The organism is Nocardia puris, assembly GCF_003315035.1.
Classification (GTDB): domain Bacteria; phylum Actinomycetota; class Actinomycetes; order Mycobacteriales; family Mycobacteriaceae; genus Nocardia; species Nocardia puris.
Window position 1 is genome coordinate 1 of sequence record NZ_QNRE01000054.1, and the last position, 1,453, is coordinate 1,453.

Here is a 1,453-nt window from a genome sequence, read left to right on the forward strand (position 1 = left end):
TCTAGTACTCCAGCCGGACTTCGTGATCATGGTGTGAGGTGGGATCGTCGCTGGTAGTGGCTGGTGCGGGCGCGATGCTGGTGTCGGCGTCGCCATGTGGACCAGGCCAGTCGGTGCCGGAGGTTTCGGGCGGGGCTGACAACCAGGACGGCGAGTAGGTGTCGAATCTCGTTGCGGGTCAAGGGGATCAGGTCGGTGAGTTGTCGAGTGTCGGTGGCCTTGCGTTCGGCGGCGGCGAGAACGGACAGAAAGGCGTGGGCGAGCATCGCCAGGATCGTCCAGCGTCGCCATGATCGCCAACGACGGACCTGATGCTGGTCCATCCCGCACAAGCCTTTGCCGGTCTGGAAATTCTCCTCGATCGACCATCGGCGCCCGGCCACGGCGACGAGGACGGACAACGGGACGGGTCCGGGGGCGTAGCAGCGGTAATAAGCCAGTTCACCGCTGCTGCGGTGGCGGCGGATCAGCAGCCACCGGTGTCCTGGCGGGGCGTCGCCGGTGTCGGGGTCGATACCGATCCACGCCCAGTCGTAGAGGCGTGGGCCTTTCGCGCCGTCACCGGCCGAATGCGGCTGCCAGCCTCGGCTGGGCACTTGCGCGGCCAGCCGGTCGGCACGGATGCGGCCGGTCGCGATCTGCACCCGCCGATCGCAGGCGATCGCCAGGGCCGTATCCGATGCCGCGGGTTTCCAGTTCACGCCGCAACCCCGGGTCGGCACCGTAGACCTCGTCGCCGGTGACCCAGCTCGCGGTGATGCCGCCGTCGAGAGCGCGCACGATCATCTTCTTCGCCAGGGCGGGTTTGGTGGCGAAGTCCACGTCGGCGGGGATACCGGCTTGCGCGCAGCGGCCGCGGTCGGCGGTCCAGGATTTCGGCAGATACAACTCGGTGTCGACGAACGCGTGCCCTGCCTCGGTGGCATAACCGAGATACACCGCGACCTGCGAATTCTCGATACGTCCGGCGGTGCCGGTGTATTGGCGTTGCACGCCGACGGTCTTGGTGCCCTTCTTCAGGTCACCACTCTCGTCGACCACCAGGATCGCCCCGGCACCGCCGAGATGCTCGAACACGTAGTCGCGCAGGTCATCTCGCAAACCGTCCTCGTCGACCACTGCTGCCGCCAACAGATGCTGCATCGCGTCCGGGCTCGTGTCGCCGGCGTGTTCGGCCAGCGTCCAGCAGTTCTTGTTCGGCAACTCCGACATCATCCCCGCCAGCATCTTCGCACCGGTCCGGCGGGTTTCCACCCGCGCGAACCGGGCACCGACGCGTCCGGTCAACTCCCCGAACTCCCGCTGCCACCGGTCAGGGTCTACGATGGCAGCCGCGGCCACCGCCAATTCAGTTGTGTCACACACAAACACAACATGATCACGCGGTGGCCACTCCACGTCCAGCCCGCTGACCAGCAGCATCATCGATCACAAAGTCCGGCTGGAGTACTAG

The 1,453-nt window shown here is 66.4% G+C and carries 2 protein-coding genes; both read right to left on the reverse strand.

Annotated features, from left to right (window positions below; translation table 11 throughout):
- Positions 1–26 precede the first annotated feature (26 nt).
- Complete coding sequence (locus DFR74_RS37535; RefSeq protein WP_084538275.1) at positions 27–644, reverse strand: hypothetical protein; 618 nt, start codon at positions 642–644, stop codon at positions 27–29.
- On the reverse strand, positions 559–1,365 hold the full coding sequence (locus DFR74_RS37540; RefSeq protein WP_233444475.1) for an IS701 family transposase: 807 nt from the start codon (positions 1,363–1,365) through the stop codon (positions 559–561). Before DFR74_RS37540 ends, DFR74_RS37535 begins: the two co-directional genes overlap by 86 nt.
- Positions 1,366–1,453 lie beyond the last annotated feature (88 nt).